This window comes from Sinorhizobium garamanticum (genome assembly GCF_029892065.1).
Classification (GTDB): domain Bacteria; phylum Pseudomonadota; class Alphaproteobacteria; order Rhizobiales; family Rhizobiaceae; genus Sinorhizobium; species Sinorhizobium garamanticum.
The window spans coordinates 82,492-97,915 of sequence record NZ_CP120374.1 but is presented as its reverse complement, the minus strand read 5'-3'; the positions used below and the strand labels follow the sequence as shown (position 1 = coordinate 97,915).

Annotated in this window: 13 protein-coding genes and 1 pseudogene; 8 read left to right on the top strand and 6 right to left on the bottom strand. The window is 61.7% G+C overall.

From position 1 onward, the window contains the following. Positions 1 to 21 precede the first annotated feature (21 nt). From PZN02_RS20415 to PZN02_RS20390, 6 genes and pseudogenes are all read right to left on the bottom strand, one after another. Positions 22 to 1,554 (bottom strand): ABC transporter substrate-binding protein, encoded by a 1,533-nt coding sequence (locus PZN02_RS20415; RefSeq protein WP_280662501.1) that lies wholly within the window; start codon positions 1,552 to 1,554, stop codon positions 22 to 24. 569 nt (positions 1,555 to 2,123) lie between these two features. Beyond that, positions 2,124 to 2,687, bottom strand: a pseudogene (locus PZN02_RS20410) (RBBP9/YdeN family alpha/beta hydrolase); the annotation flags it as partial. A gap of 254 nt (positions 2,688 to 2,941) precedes the next feature. Beyond that, positions 2,942 to 3,553, bottom strand: coding sequence for an HAD-IA family hydrolase (locus PZN02_RS20405; RefSeq protein ID WP_425336370.1), 612 nt, complete (start codon positions 3,551 to 3,553; stop codon positions 2,942 to 2,944). A gap of 260 nt (positions 3,554 to 3,813) precedes the next feature. After that, positions 3,814 to 4,476, bottom strand: coding sequence for a metallophosphoesterase family protein (locus PZN02_RS20400; protein ID WP_280662499.1), 663 nt, complete (start codon positions 4,474 to 4,476; stop codon positions 3,814 to 3,816). Between the two features lie 207 nt (positions 4,477 to 4,683). Next, a complete protein-coding gene (locus PZN02_RS20395) occupies positions 4,684 to 5,064 on the bottom strand; it encodes a hypothetical protein (RefSeq protein ID WP_280662498.1) in 381 nt (126 codons plus the stop codon). Positions 5,065 to 5,217: 153 nt separating this feature from the next. After that, the gene (locus PZN02_RS20390) at positions 5,218 to 6,927 is read right to left on the bottom strand and encodes a phosphoethanolamine transferase (RefSeq protein ID WP_280662497.1); all 1,710 of its coding nucleotides are present in this window, start codon (positions 6,925 to 6,927) and stop codon (positions 5,218 to 5,220) included. Between the two features lie 346 nt (positions 6,928 to 7,273). Between PZN02_RS20390 and PZN02_RS20385 the strand changes: the two genes are divergently transcribed. From PZN02_RS20385 to PZN02_RS20350, 8 genes are all read left to right on the top strand, one after another. After that, positions 7,274 to 7,948, top strand: a complete 675-nt coding sequence (locus PZN02_RS20385; protein ID WP_280662496.1) for a response regulator — start codon at positions 7,274 to 7,276, stop codon at positions 7,946 to 7,948. Continuing rightward, positions 7,945 to 9,297: a sensor histidine kinase gene (locus tag PZN02_RS20380; protein ID WP_280662495.1), complete on the top strand. Its 1,353-nt coding sequence runs from the start codon at positions 7,945 to 7,947 to the stop codon at positions 9,295 to 9,297. The genes PZN02_RS20385 and PZN02_RS20380 overlap by 4 nt, the downstream gene beginning before the upstream one ends. A gap of 64 nt (positions 9,298 to 9,361) precedes the next feature. Then, positions 9,362 to 9,526 carry a CBS domain-containing protein gene (locus PZN02_RS32250; protein WP_425336333.1) on the top strand — a complete coding sequence of 55 codons (165 nt, stop codon included), beginning with the start codon at positions 9,362 to 9,364 and terminating at the stop codon, positions 9,524 to 9,526. Between the two features lie 172 nt (positions 9,527 to 9,698). After that, on the top strand, positions 9,699 to 10,403 hold the full coding sequence (locus PZN02_RS20370) for a CerR family C-terminal domain-containing protein (RefSeq protein WP_280662494.1): 705 nt from the start codon (positions 9,699 to 9,701) through the stop codon (positions 10,401 to 10,403). Then, entirely contained in the window at positions 10,400 to 11,407 is a 1,008-nt protein-coding gene (hlyD, locus tag PZN02_RS20365) for a secretion protein HlyD (protein WP_280662493.1), read from the top strand. Before PZN02_RS20370 ends, hlyD begins: the two co-directional genes overlap by 4 nt. Next, positions 11,404 to 13,164 carry an ATP-binding cassette domain-containing protein gene (locus tag PZN02_RS20360; protein ID WP_280662492.1) on the top strand — a complete coding sequence of 587 codons (1,761 nt, stop codon included), beginning with the start codon at positions 11,404 to 11,406 and terminating at the stop codon, positions 13,162 to 13,164. Before hlyD ends, PZN02_RS20360 begins: the two co-directional genes overlap by 4 nt. Then, on the top strand, positions 13,161 to 14,309 hold the full coding sequence (locus PZN02_RS20355; RefSeq protein ID WP_280662491.1) for an ABC transporter permease: 1,149 nt from the start codon (positions 13,161 to 13,163) through the stop codon (positions 14,307 to 14,309). Before PZN02_RS20360 ends, PZN02_RS20355 begins: the two co-directional genes overlap by 4 nt. Further along, on the top strand, positions 14,310 to 15,422 hold the full coding sequence (locus PZN02_RS20350) for an ABC transporter permease (protein ID WP_280662490.1): 1,113 nt from the start codon (positions 14,310 to 14,312) through the stop codon (positions 15,420 to 15,422). The last annotated feature ends 2 nt before the right edge of the window (positions 15,423 to 15,424 follow it).

Genomic DNA, 15,424 nt, shown 5'->3' with positions numbered 1-15,424 from the left:
CGGAGGGCTCAGGTGCAAGCCTCACTTCTTGATCGAAGCGTTCCAGAAGTAGGGCCAGGGTGCCGGCGAGACGCCATCCAGCGTCTTCGACTTCGCAGACAAGGCATTGAAGTCGCCGATCTTGATGAAGGGCACTTCTTCGTAAATCACCTTCTGCACGTCCGCCCAGAGCGTCACACGCTTGGCCGGGTCGGATTCGGCGTTGAAGGCATCGACGGCCTTGGCGCGCGCCGGTGTGTCCCACTGGCCCGGCGCCTTAGTTGACATCATGCCGATGAGCGCCGGCTCCGGCAGGAAGGGGCTGTGGGTAATATAGATGTCCCAGAGCGTCGGATCGGCGCGGCGTTGGGTGAGCGTCGCCCAGTCGACCACCTGCAGGTCCACGGTGAAGCCGGCGAGTTTCAGATATTCCGCCGCAACCTGCGCCATCTTGTAATGGAACTCGTATTGCCGGCTTGTCAGGATCCTAAGCGGCTCACCCTGGTAGCCCGCCGCCGTCAGAAGCTCGGCTGCCTTTTCCGGGTCGGCAATATTGTAGTTGCCGTCGGTTCCCGCATCGGTGCGCCAGGAATATTGCGCCGGATAGAGTGCGGCGTCGAGTGCGTAGAAATCGGTGCTCCCGAAGGCGGCCGCCATCATGTCTTCCATGCTGAGTGCCGCGCGGATCGCCTTGCGCAACTCCTGGTTCTTCGTGATGCCGTTGCCGGAGTTCAAAACGAAGACCGGCCAGCCGAAGGGTTGCAGCATCACCGGCTCGGAAGCACTGGAGCCCTTCACGCGTTCGAGGGATTCGACCGGGAGCGAATCGACATAGTCGTACTGACCGGAAACGGCGGCCTCGATGCGCGTGTTCGGATCCGGTACGGGCACGAAGCGGATCTCGTCGGCATATTGATGACGTGCACCGCCATAACCGTTGGCTTTACCCTCGGGCGAAGCGTAGCCGTCAAAGCGTTCGAGCTGGATATATTGGTCGGCCTTGCGCTCCTTGAGCTTGTAGGGGCCGGTTCCGATGAAATCGACCATCGGCTCGGCCTGCTTCTCCGAGGGAAGCACGATCGCAGCCGAATTGTTAAAAGCGAGTAGCGAGACGAGCGGCGCATAGGGCGCGTTGAGCGAAATCTTGACGGTCAGCGGGTCGACCGCTTCGACCCCGGCGATCGTCGCTGCGGTCTGCTTGCCGCGCGATGCCGTCTTCATCCAGCGATCGAGCGAGGCGACGACGTCCTTGGAATCCAGGTCGGTGCCGTCGTGGAACTTGACACCCGAGCGCAGCTTGATCGTGTAGGTCTTGCCGTCGGCGCTGATGTCCGGCATGCCGGCGGCAAGCAGCGGCGTCGGCTTCCAGTCCTTGTCGAACGTATAGAGTGTTTCGAAGATGTGCTGCGAGACAATACCGACGAGATCGGCGGTCGAGGCCATCGGATCGAGTGTCGGCGGCTCACCAACCGTCGCAACATTGATCACTCCTCCCCCTTCCTGCTCCGCGAAGGCGAATGACCCCGACGCGACGAGCGCCGTGCCGAAAAGCAATGCAAGCTTAGCTGACTTCATGTCCGTTCCTCTCTTATTATTCCATAATTATGTTGTATGATGCTTTATATTGGAATACAGGTATGACGAGATGTCAAGGCACCCCGTACGCAGCTAACAACACCCCCGTACGCAGCCAACAAGATGAGCCCGGTATGGTGAGTCTGCTTCTCTCAATACAGCCAGGCCCGAAGACCTGGCGGTCGTAGCGGATCACGCGGAGGTCCGCGCCTTCGAAGCGACGGTGCGCGTCGACCGTATCGAGCTGGTGGGGTGCGGAGAGCCTGTTACACGGCAGGCTCGCGAGCGGGCAGGACCTCGTCTTTCGCGTCTCGGGACGAGCCGGCGTTCGGTGATGAGGTCGAAGTCGCCGCCAGCCGTAAGAATCACCATCCCGCGGGCATTTGCAGCGAGTGGGCGTTTGGCGGCGTGTCAACGAGGACCGGACGAATTGCGAGGGGAATGTCTGCAAGCGTTCGAGCGTTCAATCGTGGATTGGAAGATTTTTCGCCATCCGTGCGGCTCGAAGGCGGGTGAGGCAGCGTCTTTCGGATGTCGGCATCGACGACAGAACGCGATTCCGCACTTTTCATTGTTGCAGTGGCTTGGGGCTTAAGACCTTTCGTACTGTTCAACAGCTTGAGCAGCTCGTAGCCATGGGACCAGCGGCCGAAACCACTCGCGACGTTGATGTGGCCCGCGTGGCCGAGATCGATGAGATGGCTGCCCCATTTTTCGGAAAGCGACTTCAGGCGATCGAACGGCATGTAAGGATCGTTGAGGCTGCCGACGACAAGACTGGGGAACGGCAGCAGCCGATGTGGCATCACCCTGAAGTCGATTGCGCCGGGATGCAGCCGCTCCGTTTACTCAAGATCGCATGGCGCGACCAGGAGGGCACTTCTCACGCGTTTGGCAAGAGGCCTGTCCGCCAAGGTTGCCACGAGAACCGAGCCGAGGCTGTGCCCCACCAGATCGACCGTTTCATGTCTTGCGATTTCCGCTTCCAGCGCCGCCCGCCAGCGTGCAAACGCCGGACGGTTCCAATCCTGCTGTTCAACGATGGCGGCGGTCGGGTGATCGGCGAGCCAGTGACGTTGCCAATGCCCCTCGCCGGAGCCGAAAAGTCCTGGAACAATCAATGTCTTTCCCATCTCGTCCGCCTCTCAGCGCTCGCATCCGGTCGCCGGCTCTATGGCCACAGTTTGTGATTGTGCCCGGTGGCGAATGTCGCGGTAAGAAAAGTCGATTTAATGTCTACAATATTTATAGAATATATTGCCGAACGCAGACGGCGCGCGGCGTCGGCGTCGATAGACTGGCCTGAGCGCTTGCGAGGCGATGGCAGAGTGCGCCGCGGCCGCGCGTCCAAAGCCATTGTGTACGTTATGAAAACCAACGTGGCTCGTTAGCGCCGATGCAGAGACATACGCCCGTCATCGCCGAGGCGGGCTTCGATGTCCGCGTAGTGCGCGAGCGTGAGATGAGGCGTGTCGGCGGCCGCTACATGGGCGCCGGTGATGACCGCGACCTCCGCCCCTGCGGCCCTTCCTGCAAGAATGCCGGCCGGAGCGTCCTCGAATACGAGGCAGTCCTCTGCGCTGACGCCGAGCCTTCCGGCCGCAAGAAGGTAGCCTTGCGGGTCGGGTTTGCCGGCCGAGACGTCTTCACCGGTTACCATCAGCCGCGGTGTCGGTATCCCTGCGGCGGCAAGGCGGCGAACGGCGAGTTCGAGCGGCGCCGAGGTGACGATCGCCCATTTCTCTGGTGGCAGGGAGTTCAGAAAAGCGATCGCGCCGGGAATTTCGACGATGCCCTCGACGTCCGCGATTTCCGCGGCGGCCAGTTCGCGCGCCTCATGTTCTGCGTCGACCGCGAGGCCCAGTGTGCGGATCACATCGGCCGCGCGCACGCCATGCATGGACTTCATCAGAATTTCGCAATCGACCCCGTTGCGAATTGCCCAGGCTCCCCACACCCTTTCGATGACGGCCATCGAGTTGAGCAACGTCCCATCCATATCGAACAAAAGGGCGGCAAATCTTTTTGTGAAAAGCGATGAATTCAAATGATCCAAGCCAGTCCCCTTAAATGATGGATACGAGCGATAGGCGCACACGTATCGCCTTGCCCGCTGCAGTACAATGCTCGTTCACGTGGAAATGACTACTGCATGTTTCCTTAAATCGTACCAGATTTAGGGACAAAACATGCAGCAGTTCAAAGTGCGACAGTGACCTTTGCCCCGTCTGATAAGACGCGCGGCGCAGTGGTGCGCGCCTAGCCGTCTACGCTCTCGGCGACGAGAAAGCCGATCGGGCCGCCCGGCTTGTCATCGTCGAAGACGGCGCACGAAAGCACGCCGCCGAAAACGGCTCCGGAATCGACATTGGTCCTGTTGCCGACTGTCCTGGGATTGCTTCGGCTCGGCGTATGGCCATGGCACAGATGCTTGCCCCAGTAGTCGCCGGAATGGTTCGGCGGCGTTCTGATCCAAAGCAGGATGTCGTCTCCCTGCTGGTCCAGCGGAATGTTCTCGTCGACCCCGGCATGCGCAAAAATGCGATATTGATCAACGATGATTGACGGCCTCTCCGCCATCCAGACGAGATGGCTCAAGGGTATTGCCCCGCCATAGGATGCCATGGTCTCGTCGCCGCCGTTCATGAGCCACGTGCTCATCTCGGCATGGCCTCGTCGCGCGGCCAGCAGCATGTCCTCATGATTGCCCTTAAGGGTGAGCCATTCCCAGCCGGGCTTGGTCGGCCCCGCCATTATCCGCTCGACCACACCGCGGCTCTCTGGTCCCCGGTCGATCAGATCGCCGAGGAATATGATCCTGCCGCCCGGCACGGCGGATTCGATACTTGCCAGCAAGGCCTCGAGCTGTGCCAGGCATCCGTGAATGTCACCGACCGCGAAGGTAAGACGTCGGGCATTCATGCATTGGATCTCCTGCACTCATCCGGCGCGGCGTTCTCCGCTGGATGAGAGTCGACCGTCGCTGGTAATGGGGGCTGCCGAATGTGGTGGCGCCGGTTGTGGGGCACAAGCTCTAGCGCATATTTTTCCCGAAGAGAATCCAAATTCTGAAAAAATGCACGGAAACTCAAAATGTTACGGCAGCCTTCTCAAGTCCTGTGACGCCCTTCAACCGTGCGAGGAGCCCTTCGGGATCGCGGAACTGACGATCGACACGGGATCGCTTGCAGGAAACGTATCTTCGAGACCCTCCTCCAGTTGCTCTTCCATCGCATGCTGATCGTGCGACTGGCGCGCATTGGCAAGCGCACCTTCCGGGACCGATGGAGACCGTCTCGTCCCGATGATGCCGGGAAGAGCCTCGTCCGCTTCGATGGCCGCGGCAAGAATCTGCTTTGCCCGTGCGACGACGTTAAGTCGGTTGAGGGTACCTTCGGCGTTCTGCGGGCAGGAAACCGAAACAATCTCTCCGGTCGCGCCTACGAATTCGACCGTGAAACCCGTCTTGCCGCCGCGCTCCGCATAGACCTGAATCCCGACGAACTGCATCGATCGATCCCTCCTTCCGCGCATGTGCCGCGAAGGTCGCGATGAACTGGATCAGGCGCCCAGCGGCCAGCTACAAACGCCCGGGTGGCGTCTTTATTCGTCGAGTCTATCAGATTTGCAGGCCGGCCGACAGCTTCGCCCAGCGACTGACGTTCAACCATGCGTCAGAGCACCCCGCGAAGCCGGGTCGGCAATCGATTGGCTGTCCACGGCGTGAAATCCGGGCCTAGCTTTTCGCTTATCGGGCCGCGTACACGAAGCGAACGTGTCGAGCGCGCGGTTGTAGATCTTGGTCTCGACGTCCATCATTCCGAGCACCGTGTGGAACAGATTGTCGTGTGATCTCGGCTGATCGCTCTGCTTGGCGAGGCAGCCGGTGTCGACCCCCATCGCCGCCTGGTACGGTTTGGAGAACCAGGCGACGAAGGGCACCTGGGTCTGCTCCTTCGGCGCGATGGCATAGGGCGCGCCGTGCAGATAGATGCCGTTCTCGCCGAGTGACTCGCCGTGATCCGACATGTAGATCATCGCACCGGCAAGGCGATCCTGATGCTTTTCCAAGAGCTTTGCGACGCTTGCGAGAACGTGATCGGTGTAGAGGATGGTGTTGTCATAGGCATTGATGATCTCGGCGGTGGTGCAACGCATCAGTTCAGGCGTGCGGCAGTCGGGCGTAAAGCGGCGGAAAGCCTCGGGATAGCGTAGATAGTAGGACGGTCCGTGACTGCCGAGCTGGTGCAGGACGATGACGCTGTTTCCGGTCGTGGCGCCGAGCTTGCGATCCAATTCCTCGAGGAAGATTTCATCGAGGCACTCGCCCTTCCTGCACAGTGGGCTGTTCTTCTGTTTCGTCATGCTGGCGAAGCTGATGAGATCGGCGATGCCTTTGCTGCCGGTGTTGTTGTCCCACCAGCTCACGGATACACCGGCGTGGGTGAGGACGTTGACAAGGTTCTCGGTCGAGCGCGCCTTCCAGTCGCTGTATTCGGCACGCGGGTAGACCGAAAACATGCAGGGCAGCGAGACTGCCGTCGCCGTGCCACAGCTCGTCGTATTGGGGTAGTTGACGACGCCGAGCGCCTTGAGTTCCGGATTGGTCTCGCGGCCGTAACCGTCGAGCGAGAAGTTCATCGCCCGGGCCGTCTCCCCGGCAACAACGACAACGACCACAGGCTTTCCGACGTGTGCAATACGACCGCCTTGGTGTGCGTCAGTGCCGAGTGGTTGGACAACGAGATTGCGCTCCCGGTAGGTCGACAGGCCGTAGCGTGCCGCCGCGACAAGCGGCCCGGTGGGATTGAACCTTTTCATCAGATCCGTGTGCTCGCGCAGCACATAGGCAAACGTGGCGAAGTTGGAATAGATCAGGCCACCAGCGGCAAAGAGCGCGACGGTCACGAAAAGAAAATTGACGATAAACTTTGGCAGGAAGCGACGATGACGGATCTTGACCCACGCCACGATGAGCGAGGGGACCAGGGCATAGACCACCAGGTGTTGCGCAAGACTGCCCGTCAGGAGATGACTGGCCTCGGCCGGTGTCGTAACGGCGGCGTTGCCGATCATGTCCCTATCGATAATGACGCCGAATACGTCGGCGAAATAGGAAGTGGAAGCCGATACCACGATGAGGAAGATCAGTGCCGGCTTCATCAGATATTTGACTGACAGGGGGATCAGTATGGAGAACAGCGCCAGGAAGAGCGCCGCGCCGAATAACAGCAGGCCCGCTTTCGAAGTACCGAAATAGCACTCGGCATGGGCCCAGAAGGAATTGTTGGTCGCCAGAAGCAGATAAGCGGCGGCGATGGCGCTCAAGGCTACGCTGCCGATCTCGGGCCGGCGAATTCTTGAAAAGGTCAAAACACTCATCTCCAAAAGGACGAACAGGCCGGGGCGCTACTGAAGCGCGCACCGGCTGTCCTTGGCGGCGTGCAGCCGAATCGCCGCCACGTCTCAAGTCCTTCGGCAGTACGGCGGGCAAGCTGTCGAAGTCCTGTCGGAGATGGCCGGGATTGTACCGCGGTACGGGCCGGCATTTTTTTGAACAATCGGACAGCTATTTGACAGCCTGAGCGGTTTGTTTTGCAGGGGCATTCACCTCCCCACTTGCGTACTTCTGCCGCCCCCGTCGAACGTTGGCACCTCGAGGAAAACCGCATATGGTCGATCGCCGCCGGCCTGAGCAAGGCTTGATTTCAGGAACTCCATGCGCCTCCTTCTCGTAGAAGACAGCCCTCGTCTGATTGAACTCGTGGGAGAGACGATGCGCGATGCCGGCTGGCGACTTGATGCGGTCTCAACACTTCACGATGCCGAGGCGGCAATCGCCGCGCAGGAACACGATCTCGTGCTTCTCGACCTCGGTTTGCCGGACGGTGACGGTCTCGACCTTCTGAAGTGGATCCGGCGTGAGCATCCCGGGCTTCCGGTGTTGATCATAACCGCCCGAGGTTCGGTCGATGAACGCATCATAGGGCTCGACGCCGGCGCCGACGATTATCTCGTCAAACCCTTCCATCATCGCGAATTGCTCTCGCGCTGCCGGGCCATGCTGAGGCGCAACCCGCATGCAATACAGCCGGTATTGGAGGCCGGTGCCTTGCGCTACGATCCGGCGACGGCCGACCTTACCTGTGACGGCGCCCTCGTGCCGCTGCCTCCGCGCGAGCGCTCCCTGATGGAGATCCTGATGCGCGAGGTCGGCCGCGTCGTTCCGAAGCGCAGGCTCGAGACGGCGCTTTCGGAATACGGGCAGGAGATCAGTTCCAACGCACTGGAACTTGCGGTTTCCAGGGTGCGCAAACGGCTGCAGCCGCTCGCAACCGGAGTACAGATCGAGACCGTACGCGGAATTGGCTACCTGCTCAGGACGGGTTCATGAAAAGAAGAAGACCGTCGCTGATCGGTATCGTCGCGCGCCGCATCATCGCCTTCTCGCTTCTCGCGATGGTGCTGCAGATCGGCGTCGTCTTTGCCGACTATTGGTTCGACGACGACAAGCTCAGCGTGCTCATGCTGCAGCAGGAGACCGAGACCCTATCAAGGGGGATCGTGAACCGGGACGGCGTCCTGACCTACAAGCCCGATCATGAATTGCGCGAGCGTTATCTGGAACGCCACGGCCGAGATGGCGCGATCTATGTCCGGGTGCGCACAGCCTCCGGCTCGGCGCTCTTTTCCAATTGCACGACAGAATGCGCCGCGCACTTTCTGCCCTTGAGCGTCAATGTACCGAATTTCTGGAAACGGTTGATCGAGCCGGGCAAGCCCTTCAGCGTCGCCGGAGGCCATTCCTTCGAGCGCGAAGGCGTGCCGGTTCTTGTCGAGCTTGCAATTCTCAATGACCCGAACGGCTTCATGTACAGCGCCCTGTTTCATGAAATGTTCGATTCGATGATCGTACCGATGACGCTGATGTTCTGCCTCGTCATCGGCGCAACCATCTGGTCTATACGCAGCGCTCTGCGCCCGGTGGCGGTGGCTGCCAAGGCGGCTGATGCGATCGACCCGCGCGACAGCGGCGCGCGCCTGCCGGCAGCCCGCATGCCGCAGGAAATCGAACGTCTTGTCAGCGCCGTCAATCGACTGTTGGCCCGTGTCGCCGATCTCATCCAGTCGCAAAAGGTGTTTTCCTCCTCGATCGCCCACGAGATACGCACGCCCGTCTCGATCGCAAAGATGGAACTGAGCCGCATCGCCGACCCGCGTGCACGCAATGCCGAACGCGATCTCGACGCGCTCACGCATATCCTCGAGCAACTGACGTCGCTTGCCCGGGCCGATGCGGTCGATCCCTCCGCCTATCAGCGTGCTAATCTCTCCCAGATCGGCGCCGAGGTCACGGAGATGACGGCGCCGTTCGTGTTCGATCAGGAAAAGTCGATCGAATTCGTCGACCACGGCACGACGCCGGTCACCGTCATCCCCGCACTCGTCGAAAACATGCTGCGCAACCTGATCGAGAATGCCGTAAAGCATAATCCGCCGGGCACCCGCATCGTGGTGACCTGCGGCCCCGGCCCACTGGTCTCAGTCGAGGACAATGGCAATGGGCTGGTCAATTTGCCGGAGCATCATGAAGATCTCGGCTACGTCAAGCGCTCCGGCCAACTCGGTCTCGGCCTGAAGATCGTTCACCGGATCAGCGAGTTGCATAAGGCAAAGATCGCGATCGACACCGCGCCCGATCAGGGGACGAAGGTCACGATCGATTTCGCCGCCGCAGCTTAAGATCAGTTTCGCAAAATGGCTCGACCGTCGGACGCGACGTATCCAGTCGGCTCTGCCGGAAACCATGATCGCCAAGCTCGTGCCATCGATGGCCGAGACGGGCCTGCGTCATATGCCGGTGGTCGATGCGGGCAACCGCGTGCTCGGCATCGTGACGCTGTCCGACCTCATCGGAGCCTTGTTCCAGCGGCGGCTCGACAGCGCCGAGGCATCGCGGAACGTCGCCTGAGCCTTTGGGCAGCTTGAAGCTGGCAGTGTGCCGGCCTTCTTCTTCCCATTTCCCTTTGATCCAGATGGGATCCAGACGGCCACATCCGACCCGTGAGCCCTTCTGTTCATACCCATATATTGCGCGAATTCATTCGATTGACTTAATCACCTGAATGATCTAATTTGGGCATATGATGAAGAACAACGAACCCAATCCACAACCTCGCGCTGACCGCGGCGACGCCACGCGGGAGAAGCTCCTCAACGCCTCCATCGACGTCTTCGGACGCTATGGTTTCGATGGCGCGACGACCCGCACGCTCGCCGATAAGGCGGGCGTCAATCTGCAGGCCATTCCCTATTATTTTGGCGGCAAGGAAGGCCTCTACATCGCCGCCGCGGAGCACCTCGCCTCGATCATTGGCGGACATGTCGCCGATTTGCGCACCGCCATTCTCACGCGCTTCGCAGAACTCGATGCCCGCGCAGAGGAAATGTCTCCTGTCGAGGCACGCGCCTTTCTGACCCAGATGGTTCAGAGGATGATCGTGCTCTTCGTCAGCGAGCAATCGGAGAGCTGGGCGCGGTTCATCATCCGCGAGCAGATGGAGCCGACCGAGGCTTTTAGGCGCATCTACGGCAGCATCATGCGGCCGATGATCGAGATGGCACGACGGCTGATCGGCACCATTCTTGGCGACGACCCCGCCTCCGAACACATTCGGCTGAGGACGCTTTCCTTCGTCGGAAGCATCCTTGTCTTTCGGATGGCCCATGCCGCCGTCTATGCCCAGCTCGAATGGGAAACTGCCGGGCCGAACGAGCTCGAAGTCCTGCGCCATCACGCGGCCGAACTCGTCGCCGTGCTCGGCGCTGAAAGGAACTACACGTCATGAAGAAAGTAGCTGTTCCCGCACTCCTTCTCGCCGCCCTTGCGGCCGGGGGCTGGTGGCTCGACCTGCCGGCGCGGTTCGGCTGGGCTGAGGACAATCGCCAGGCGGTTCTTTACGGCAATGTCGATATCCGACAGGTGTCGCTCGGCTTCCGCGTCAGCGGCCGCATCGCGGAGCTGCGCGTCGACGAGGGCGACGCCGTGAAGGCCGGCGACGTGATTGCCAGGCTCGACGCCGAGCCGTTCGAGCAGGCGGTCGACGCCGCCGAGGCGGACGTCGAGGCCCTGAGCGCCACGCTCGCCAAGCTCAAGGCCGGCGCGCGCGCCACGGAAATCGCACAGGCACGCGCCGTCCATGAGGAGCGCCTCGCCGAGCTCGAAAACGCCAACCTCGCCTATGAGCGCGCGCGGCGACTGCGGCCGAACGGCGCGATCTCCCAGGCGGAGCTTGATCAGGCGAGCGCCACGCGCGCCGCCGCGGTAGCCCGCGCAACCTCGGCGCGCGAGGCCTTGGCGCTGCTCGAAGAGGGTAGCCGCGTGGAGGACATTGCCACGGCGCAAGCACAGGTAAATGCGGCCACGGCGAAGCTCGCAAGTGCCCGCACATCGCTCAAGGACGCAGAGCTTGTCGCGCCAAGCCCCGGCGTCGTCCTCTCGCGCGTCCGCGAGACCGGCGCCATCGTTTCCCCGGCCGACAATGTCTACGTGCTCTCGCTGACCGAACCTGTCTGGGTCCGCGCCTATGTCGCAGAACCCGATCTTGGCCGCATTCACCCGGGTATGAAGGTCAAGGTGACCTCGGACACCGCCCCCAACAGGGCATATGATGCGACCGTCGGCTTCATCTCGCCCGTTGCGGAATTTACACCGAAATCCGTCGAAACACCTGAACTCAGGACGGATCTCGTCTATCGGCTCAGGATTGTGGTCACCAATCCCGGTGCGGACCTGCGCCAGGGCATGCCGGTCACCATTCATCTGCCGGCGGCCGGGGAGACGATGTCATGACGGCCGCTGCCCCTGATGGCGCTGCCATCTCCGACGCCTTCGTCCAGTTGACAGGTGTCACGAAGCGGTTCGGTGCTCCGGCGCCTGCGCTCGACGCCATCGATGGTACGATCGCTGGCGGGCGGATCACCGGCCTCGTCGGCCCCGATGGCGCCGGCAAGACGACACTGATCCGCCTGATGACCGGGCTCATGCTGCCGGATGCCGGCACTGTCCAGGTGCTTGGCTACGACACGCGTACGGATCCGGCGAGCATCCAGGCGGCAATCGGCTACATGCCACAACGCTTCGGCCTCTACGAAGACCTCTCGGTTCAGGAAAATCTCGACCTCTATGCCGACCTGCGCGGCCTGCCCAGGGACCAGCGCGCTGCTACGTTCGGCGAGCTTCTCGAATTTACCGATCTCAGGCGCTTCACGGCGCGTCTTGCCGGAAAGCTCTCCGGCGGCATGAAGCAGAAGCTCGGTCTCGCTTGCGCGCTCCTGCGTAAGCCGCGCCTGCTGCTGCTCGACGAGCCAGGCGTCGGCGTCGATCCGATTTCGCGGCGCGATCTCTGGAAGATGGTCGAAAACCTGACAGCAGAAGGCATCGGTGTCGTCTGGTCGACGGCCTATCTCGAAGAGGCGGAGGCCTGCGACCACGTCTTCCTGCTCAATCAGGGCAGACTGCTTTTCGCCGGCGCGCCGCAGGACATGACGAGCCGCGTGGCGGAGCGCGTCTTTCGGGTAAGCGGCATCGACGGTCGCCGCCGCGAGAGGCTTGCGCGCCTTCTCGACGACGAAAGCGTGGTCGACGGTGTGATTCAGGGCGAGGCGATCCGCCTCGTGATGAAGGCGGGTCTCGAGCCTCCGTCGCTCGCCAGCAACGGCGCCGCGACGGCTTGGCGTGCCGACATAACGCCGCCGCGCTTCGAGGATGCCTTTGTCGACATGCTTGGCGGTGGCCCCGGCGGGCGCTCGCGGCTTGCGGAGACGCAGAGGACTTTTACCGCAGAAGAGGGCAAGGCGGTGATCGAGGCGCGCGGCCTGACGAAGCGCTTCGGCGACTTCACCGCCGCCGACAACATCACCTTCGACATCCCGCGTGGCCAGATTTTTGGCTTGCTGGGTCCGAACGGCGCCGGAAAATCCACCACCTTCAAGATGTTGTGTGGCCTGCTGAAGCCGACGGCTGGCGAAGGCAGGGTCGCCGGCTTCGATCTAAGGCGCGATGCTGCCGAAGCACGCAACCGGCTCGGCTACATGGCGCAGAAATTCTCGCTCTATGGCGATCTCAGCGTTATCCAGAACCTCAAATTCTTTGCGGGCGCCTACGGGCTTTCCGGCGCGAAACGCCGCGAGCGCATCGAGTTGATGACTGAGATCTTCGATTTCCGGCCGATCCACGACATGTCGGCCAAGGACCTGCCGCTCGGATTGAAGCAGCGCCTGGCGCTTGCCTGCGCCGTGCTGCATGAGCCGGAGGTGCTCTTTCTCGACGAGCCGACATCGGGCGTCGATCCGATCACCCGGCGCGAGTTCTGGACCCATATCAACGGCCTCGTGGAAAAAGGCGTGACCGTTCTCGTCACCACGCACTTCATGGACGAGGCGGAATATTGCGACCGCATATCGCTGATTTATCGCGGCCGGTCGATCGCGCTCGGCTCCCCGGACGAGATGAAGGCGCGCGTCGCCAACAAGGACCTCCAGGACCCGACGATGGAAGACGCCTTCATCGCGCTCGTCCGAGACTCGGAGGCGGAGGAAGCGGCATGATCCGAAAGAGTAACGGCATTCAGGAGCGTGGCGGCAGGGCAAGGCGCTTTACCGCCCTCGTACGCAAGGAAAGCTATCAGATCGTGCGCGACCCGAGCAGCATTCTGATCGCCTTCGTGCTGCCGCTGATCCTGCTCTTCCTCTTCGGCTACGGCGTTTCGCTCGACACGACGCAGACTCGCGTCGGACTGGTGGTCGAGGAAGCAACGCCGCTGACGCGCGACCTCGCCGCAAGCTTTCAGGGATCGCGCTATTTCGCCGTCGTCAACGGCCACGACCGCCGCGAATTCGAGGATGATCTCGTGCTCGGCCGCGTGCGCGGCATCCTGGTGATTCCGGCCGGCTTTGCGGCCGACCACGCCGCGGGACGCCATCCGGCGATCCAGGTCATCGTCGATGGCTCGGATCCGAACACGGCGAATTTCGTTCAGAACTACGCCCAGGGTACCGTCGCCAACTGGGAGCGCCAGCGTTTCAGCGAGGGCGTGGGCCGCTCGCCGGCGATTGCTGTCGAACAACGCTTCTGGTTCAACCCGGAACTGACAAGCCGCAATTTCCTTGTTCCCGGATCAATCGCCATCGTCATGACACTCGTCGGCACGCTGCTGACTTCGCTGGTCGTCGCGCGGGAATGGGAGCGAGGCACGATGGAGGCGATGATGGCGACACCGGTCTCCGCCGCCGAGCTCCTTGCCGGCAAGCTCCTGCCCTATTTCGTTCTCGGGCTCACCTCGATGACGCTCTGCGTGCTGCTCGCCGTCTTCCTGTTCGGCGTGCCGTTCCGCGGCTCGGTGGCGGCGCTCTACGCTCTCTCCGCCACCTTCCTCATGCCGGCGCTCGGCCAGGGGTTGCTGATCTCGGCTGCCACCAAGAACCAATTCCTCGCCTCGCAGCTCGCGTTGATAACGGCGTTCCTGCCGGCTTTCCTGCTTTCCGGCTTCCTCTTCGAGATCAATTCCATGCCGACAGTCATCCAGTGGATCACCTTCATCGTGCCGGCACGCTACCTGATCCCCAGTCTGCAGACGGTGTTTCTGGCCGGCGATATCTGGCCGATGTTCGCGCGCGCGATCGCGGTCATGCTTCTGATCGGCAGCGTCTTCTTCGCGCTTGCCGCACGCAGCACCAGAAAGAGGATCGGCTAAATGTGGTGGACACGACTGAAGGCGCTGATCATCAAGGAGCTTCTGGCGGTGCTGCGCGACCCGAAGGGCCGCGCCATCCTGATCGGTCCGCCGATCATCCAGCTGCTCGTCTTTTCCTATGCGGCAACGCTGGAGGTGAAGAACGTCGACCTGATGGTGCTCGATCGCGACACGGGCCATTGGAGCCAAGAACTCGTCCAGCGGATCGGCGGATCGCCGACCTTCCGAACGATCACGCGGGCAAACAGCCCGGCGGAAGTCCGGCTCGCCATCGATACGCAGCGTGTGCTTGCCGCACTTGAAATCGGCCCCACCTTCTCCCGCGATATCGAGGCGGGACGGCCGGCCGAAGTTCAGGTGATCCTCGACGGGCGGCGTTCCAACGCCTCGCAGATCGTTTCCGGTTATCTGAGCCAGATCGTCGGCACGCTCGCCGCGGAAACTCCCGCGGGAAAACGCGCGGCGTCCGACGTAATCCGGGTCGAGGCGCGCAACTGGTTCAATCCCAACCTCACCTACCAATGGTTCATGGTGCCGAACCTAGTGGCAAGCATCGCGCTTCTGATCGGGCTGATCGTCACCGCCCTATCGGTCGCCCGCGAGCGTGAGCTCGGGACGTTCGATCAGCTCATCGTCTCGCCGTTGCGCACCCACGAAATCCTCATAGGCAAGCTGATACCGCCGATGATGATCGGGCTCTTTCACATCACGATCTATATTCTCGCGGCCGTGTTCATCTTCGGCGTGCCGTTGCGCGGCTCGCTCTTCCTGCTTTACGGAAGCGCGATCTTCTACCTCGCTTCCGTTGTCGGGCTCGGCCTTTTCATCTCGGCACTGTCGATGACACAGCAGCAGGCGATTCTCGGAGCCTTCCTGTTCATGGTTCCGGCCATGCTCTTGTCGGGGTTTGCAACGCCGATCGAGAACATGCCGTCCTGGCTGCAACCGATCACGCTCATCAACCCGCTGCGTTATTTCCTGGTGATCGTGAAAGGGGTGTTCCTGAAGGATATCCCGCTCGCCGAGGTCATTGATCAGACCCTCCCGCTCTGCCTGATCGCCGTCGTAACACTTTCCGCCGCTGCCTGGCTGTTCCGCAGCAGGCTGGAGTGACG

What these genes read in the sequence shown, in the direction of transcription:
- PZN02_RS20415 (WP_280662501.1), bottom strand. Translation starts at nt 1,554, where the DNA reads ATGAAGTCAGCTAAGCTTGCATTGCTTTTCGGCACGGCGCTCGTCGCG.
- PZN02_RS20405 (WP_425336370.1), bottom strand. Translation starts at nt 3,553, where the DNA reads ATGGATGGGACGTTGCTCAACTCGATGGCCGTCATCGAAAGGGTGTGG.
- PZN02_RS20400 (WP_280662499.1), bottom strand. Translation starts at nt 4,476, where the DNA reads ATGAATGCCCGACGTCTTACCTTCGCGGTCGGTGACATTCACGGATGC.
- PZN02_RS20395 (WP_280662498.1), bottom strand. Translation starts at nt 5,064, where the DNA reads ATGCAGTTCGTCGGGATTCAGGTCTATGCGGAGCGCGGCGGCAAGACG.
- PZN02_RS20385 (WP_280662496.1), top strand. Translation starts at nt 7,274, where the DNA reads ATGCGCCTCCTTCTCGTAGAAGACAGCCCTCGTCTGATTGAACTCGTG.
- PZN02_RS20380 (WP_280662495.1), top strand. Translation starts at nt 7,945, where the DNA reads ATGAAAAGAAGAAGACCGTCGCTGATCGGTATCGTCGCGCGCCGCATC.
- PZN02_RS32250 (WP_425336333.1), top strand. Translation starts at nt 9,362, where the DNA reads ATGATCGCCAAGCTCGTGCCATCGATGGCCGAGACGGGCCTGCGTCAT.
- PZN02_RS20370 (WP_280662494.1), top strand. Translation starts at nt 9,699, where the DNA reads ATGATGAAGAACAACGAACCCAATCCACAACCTCGCGCTGACCGCGGC.
- hlyD (WP_280662493.1), top strand. Translation starts at nt 10,400, where the DNA reads ATGAAGAAAGTAGCTGTTCCCGCACTCCTTCTCGCCGCCCTTGCGGCC.
- PZN02_RS20360 (WP_280662492.1), top strand. Translation starts at nt 11,404, where the DNA reads ATGACGGCCGCTGCCCCTGATGGCGCTGCCATCTCCGACGCCTTCGTC.
- PZN02_RS20355 (WP_280662491.1), top strand. Translation starts at nt 13,161, where the DNA reads ATGATCCGAAAGAGTAACGGCATTCAGGAGCGTGGCGGCAGGGCAAGG.
- PZN02_RS20350 (WP_280662490.1), top strand. Translation starts at nt 14,310, where the DNA reads ATGTGGTGGACACGACTGAAGGCGCTGATCATCAAGGAGCTTCTGGCG.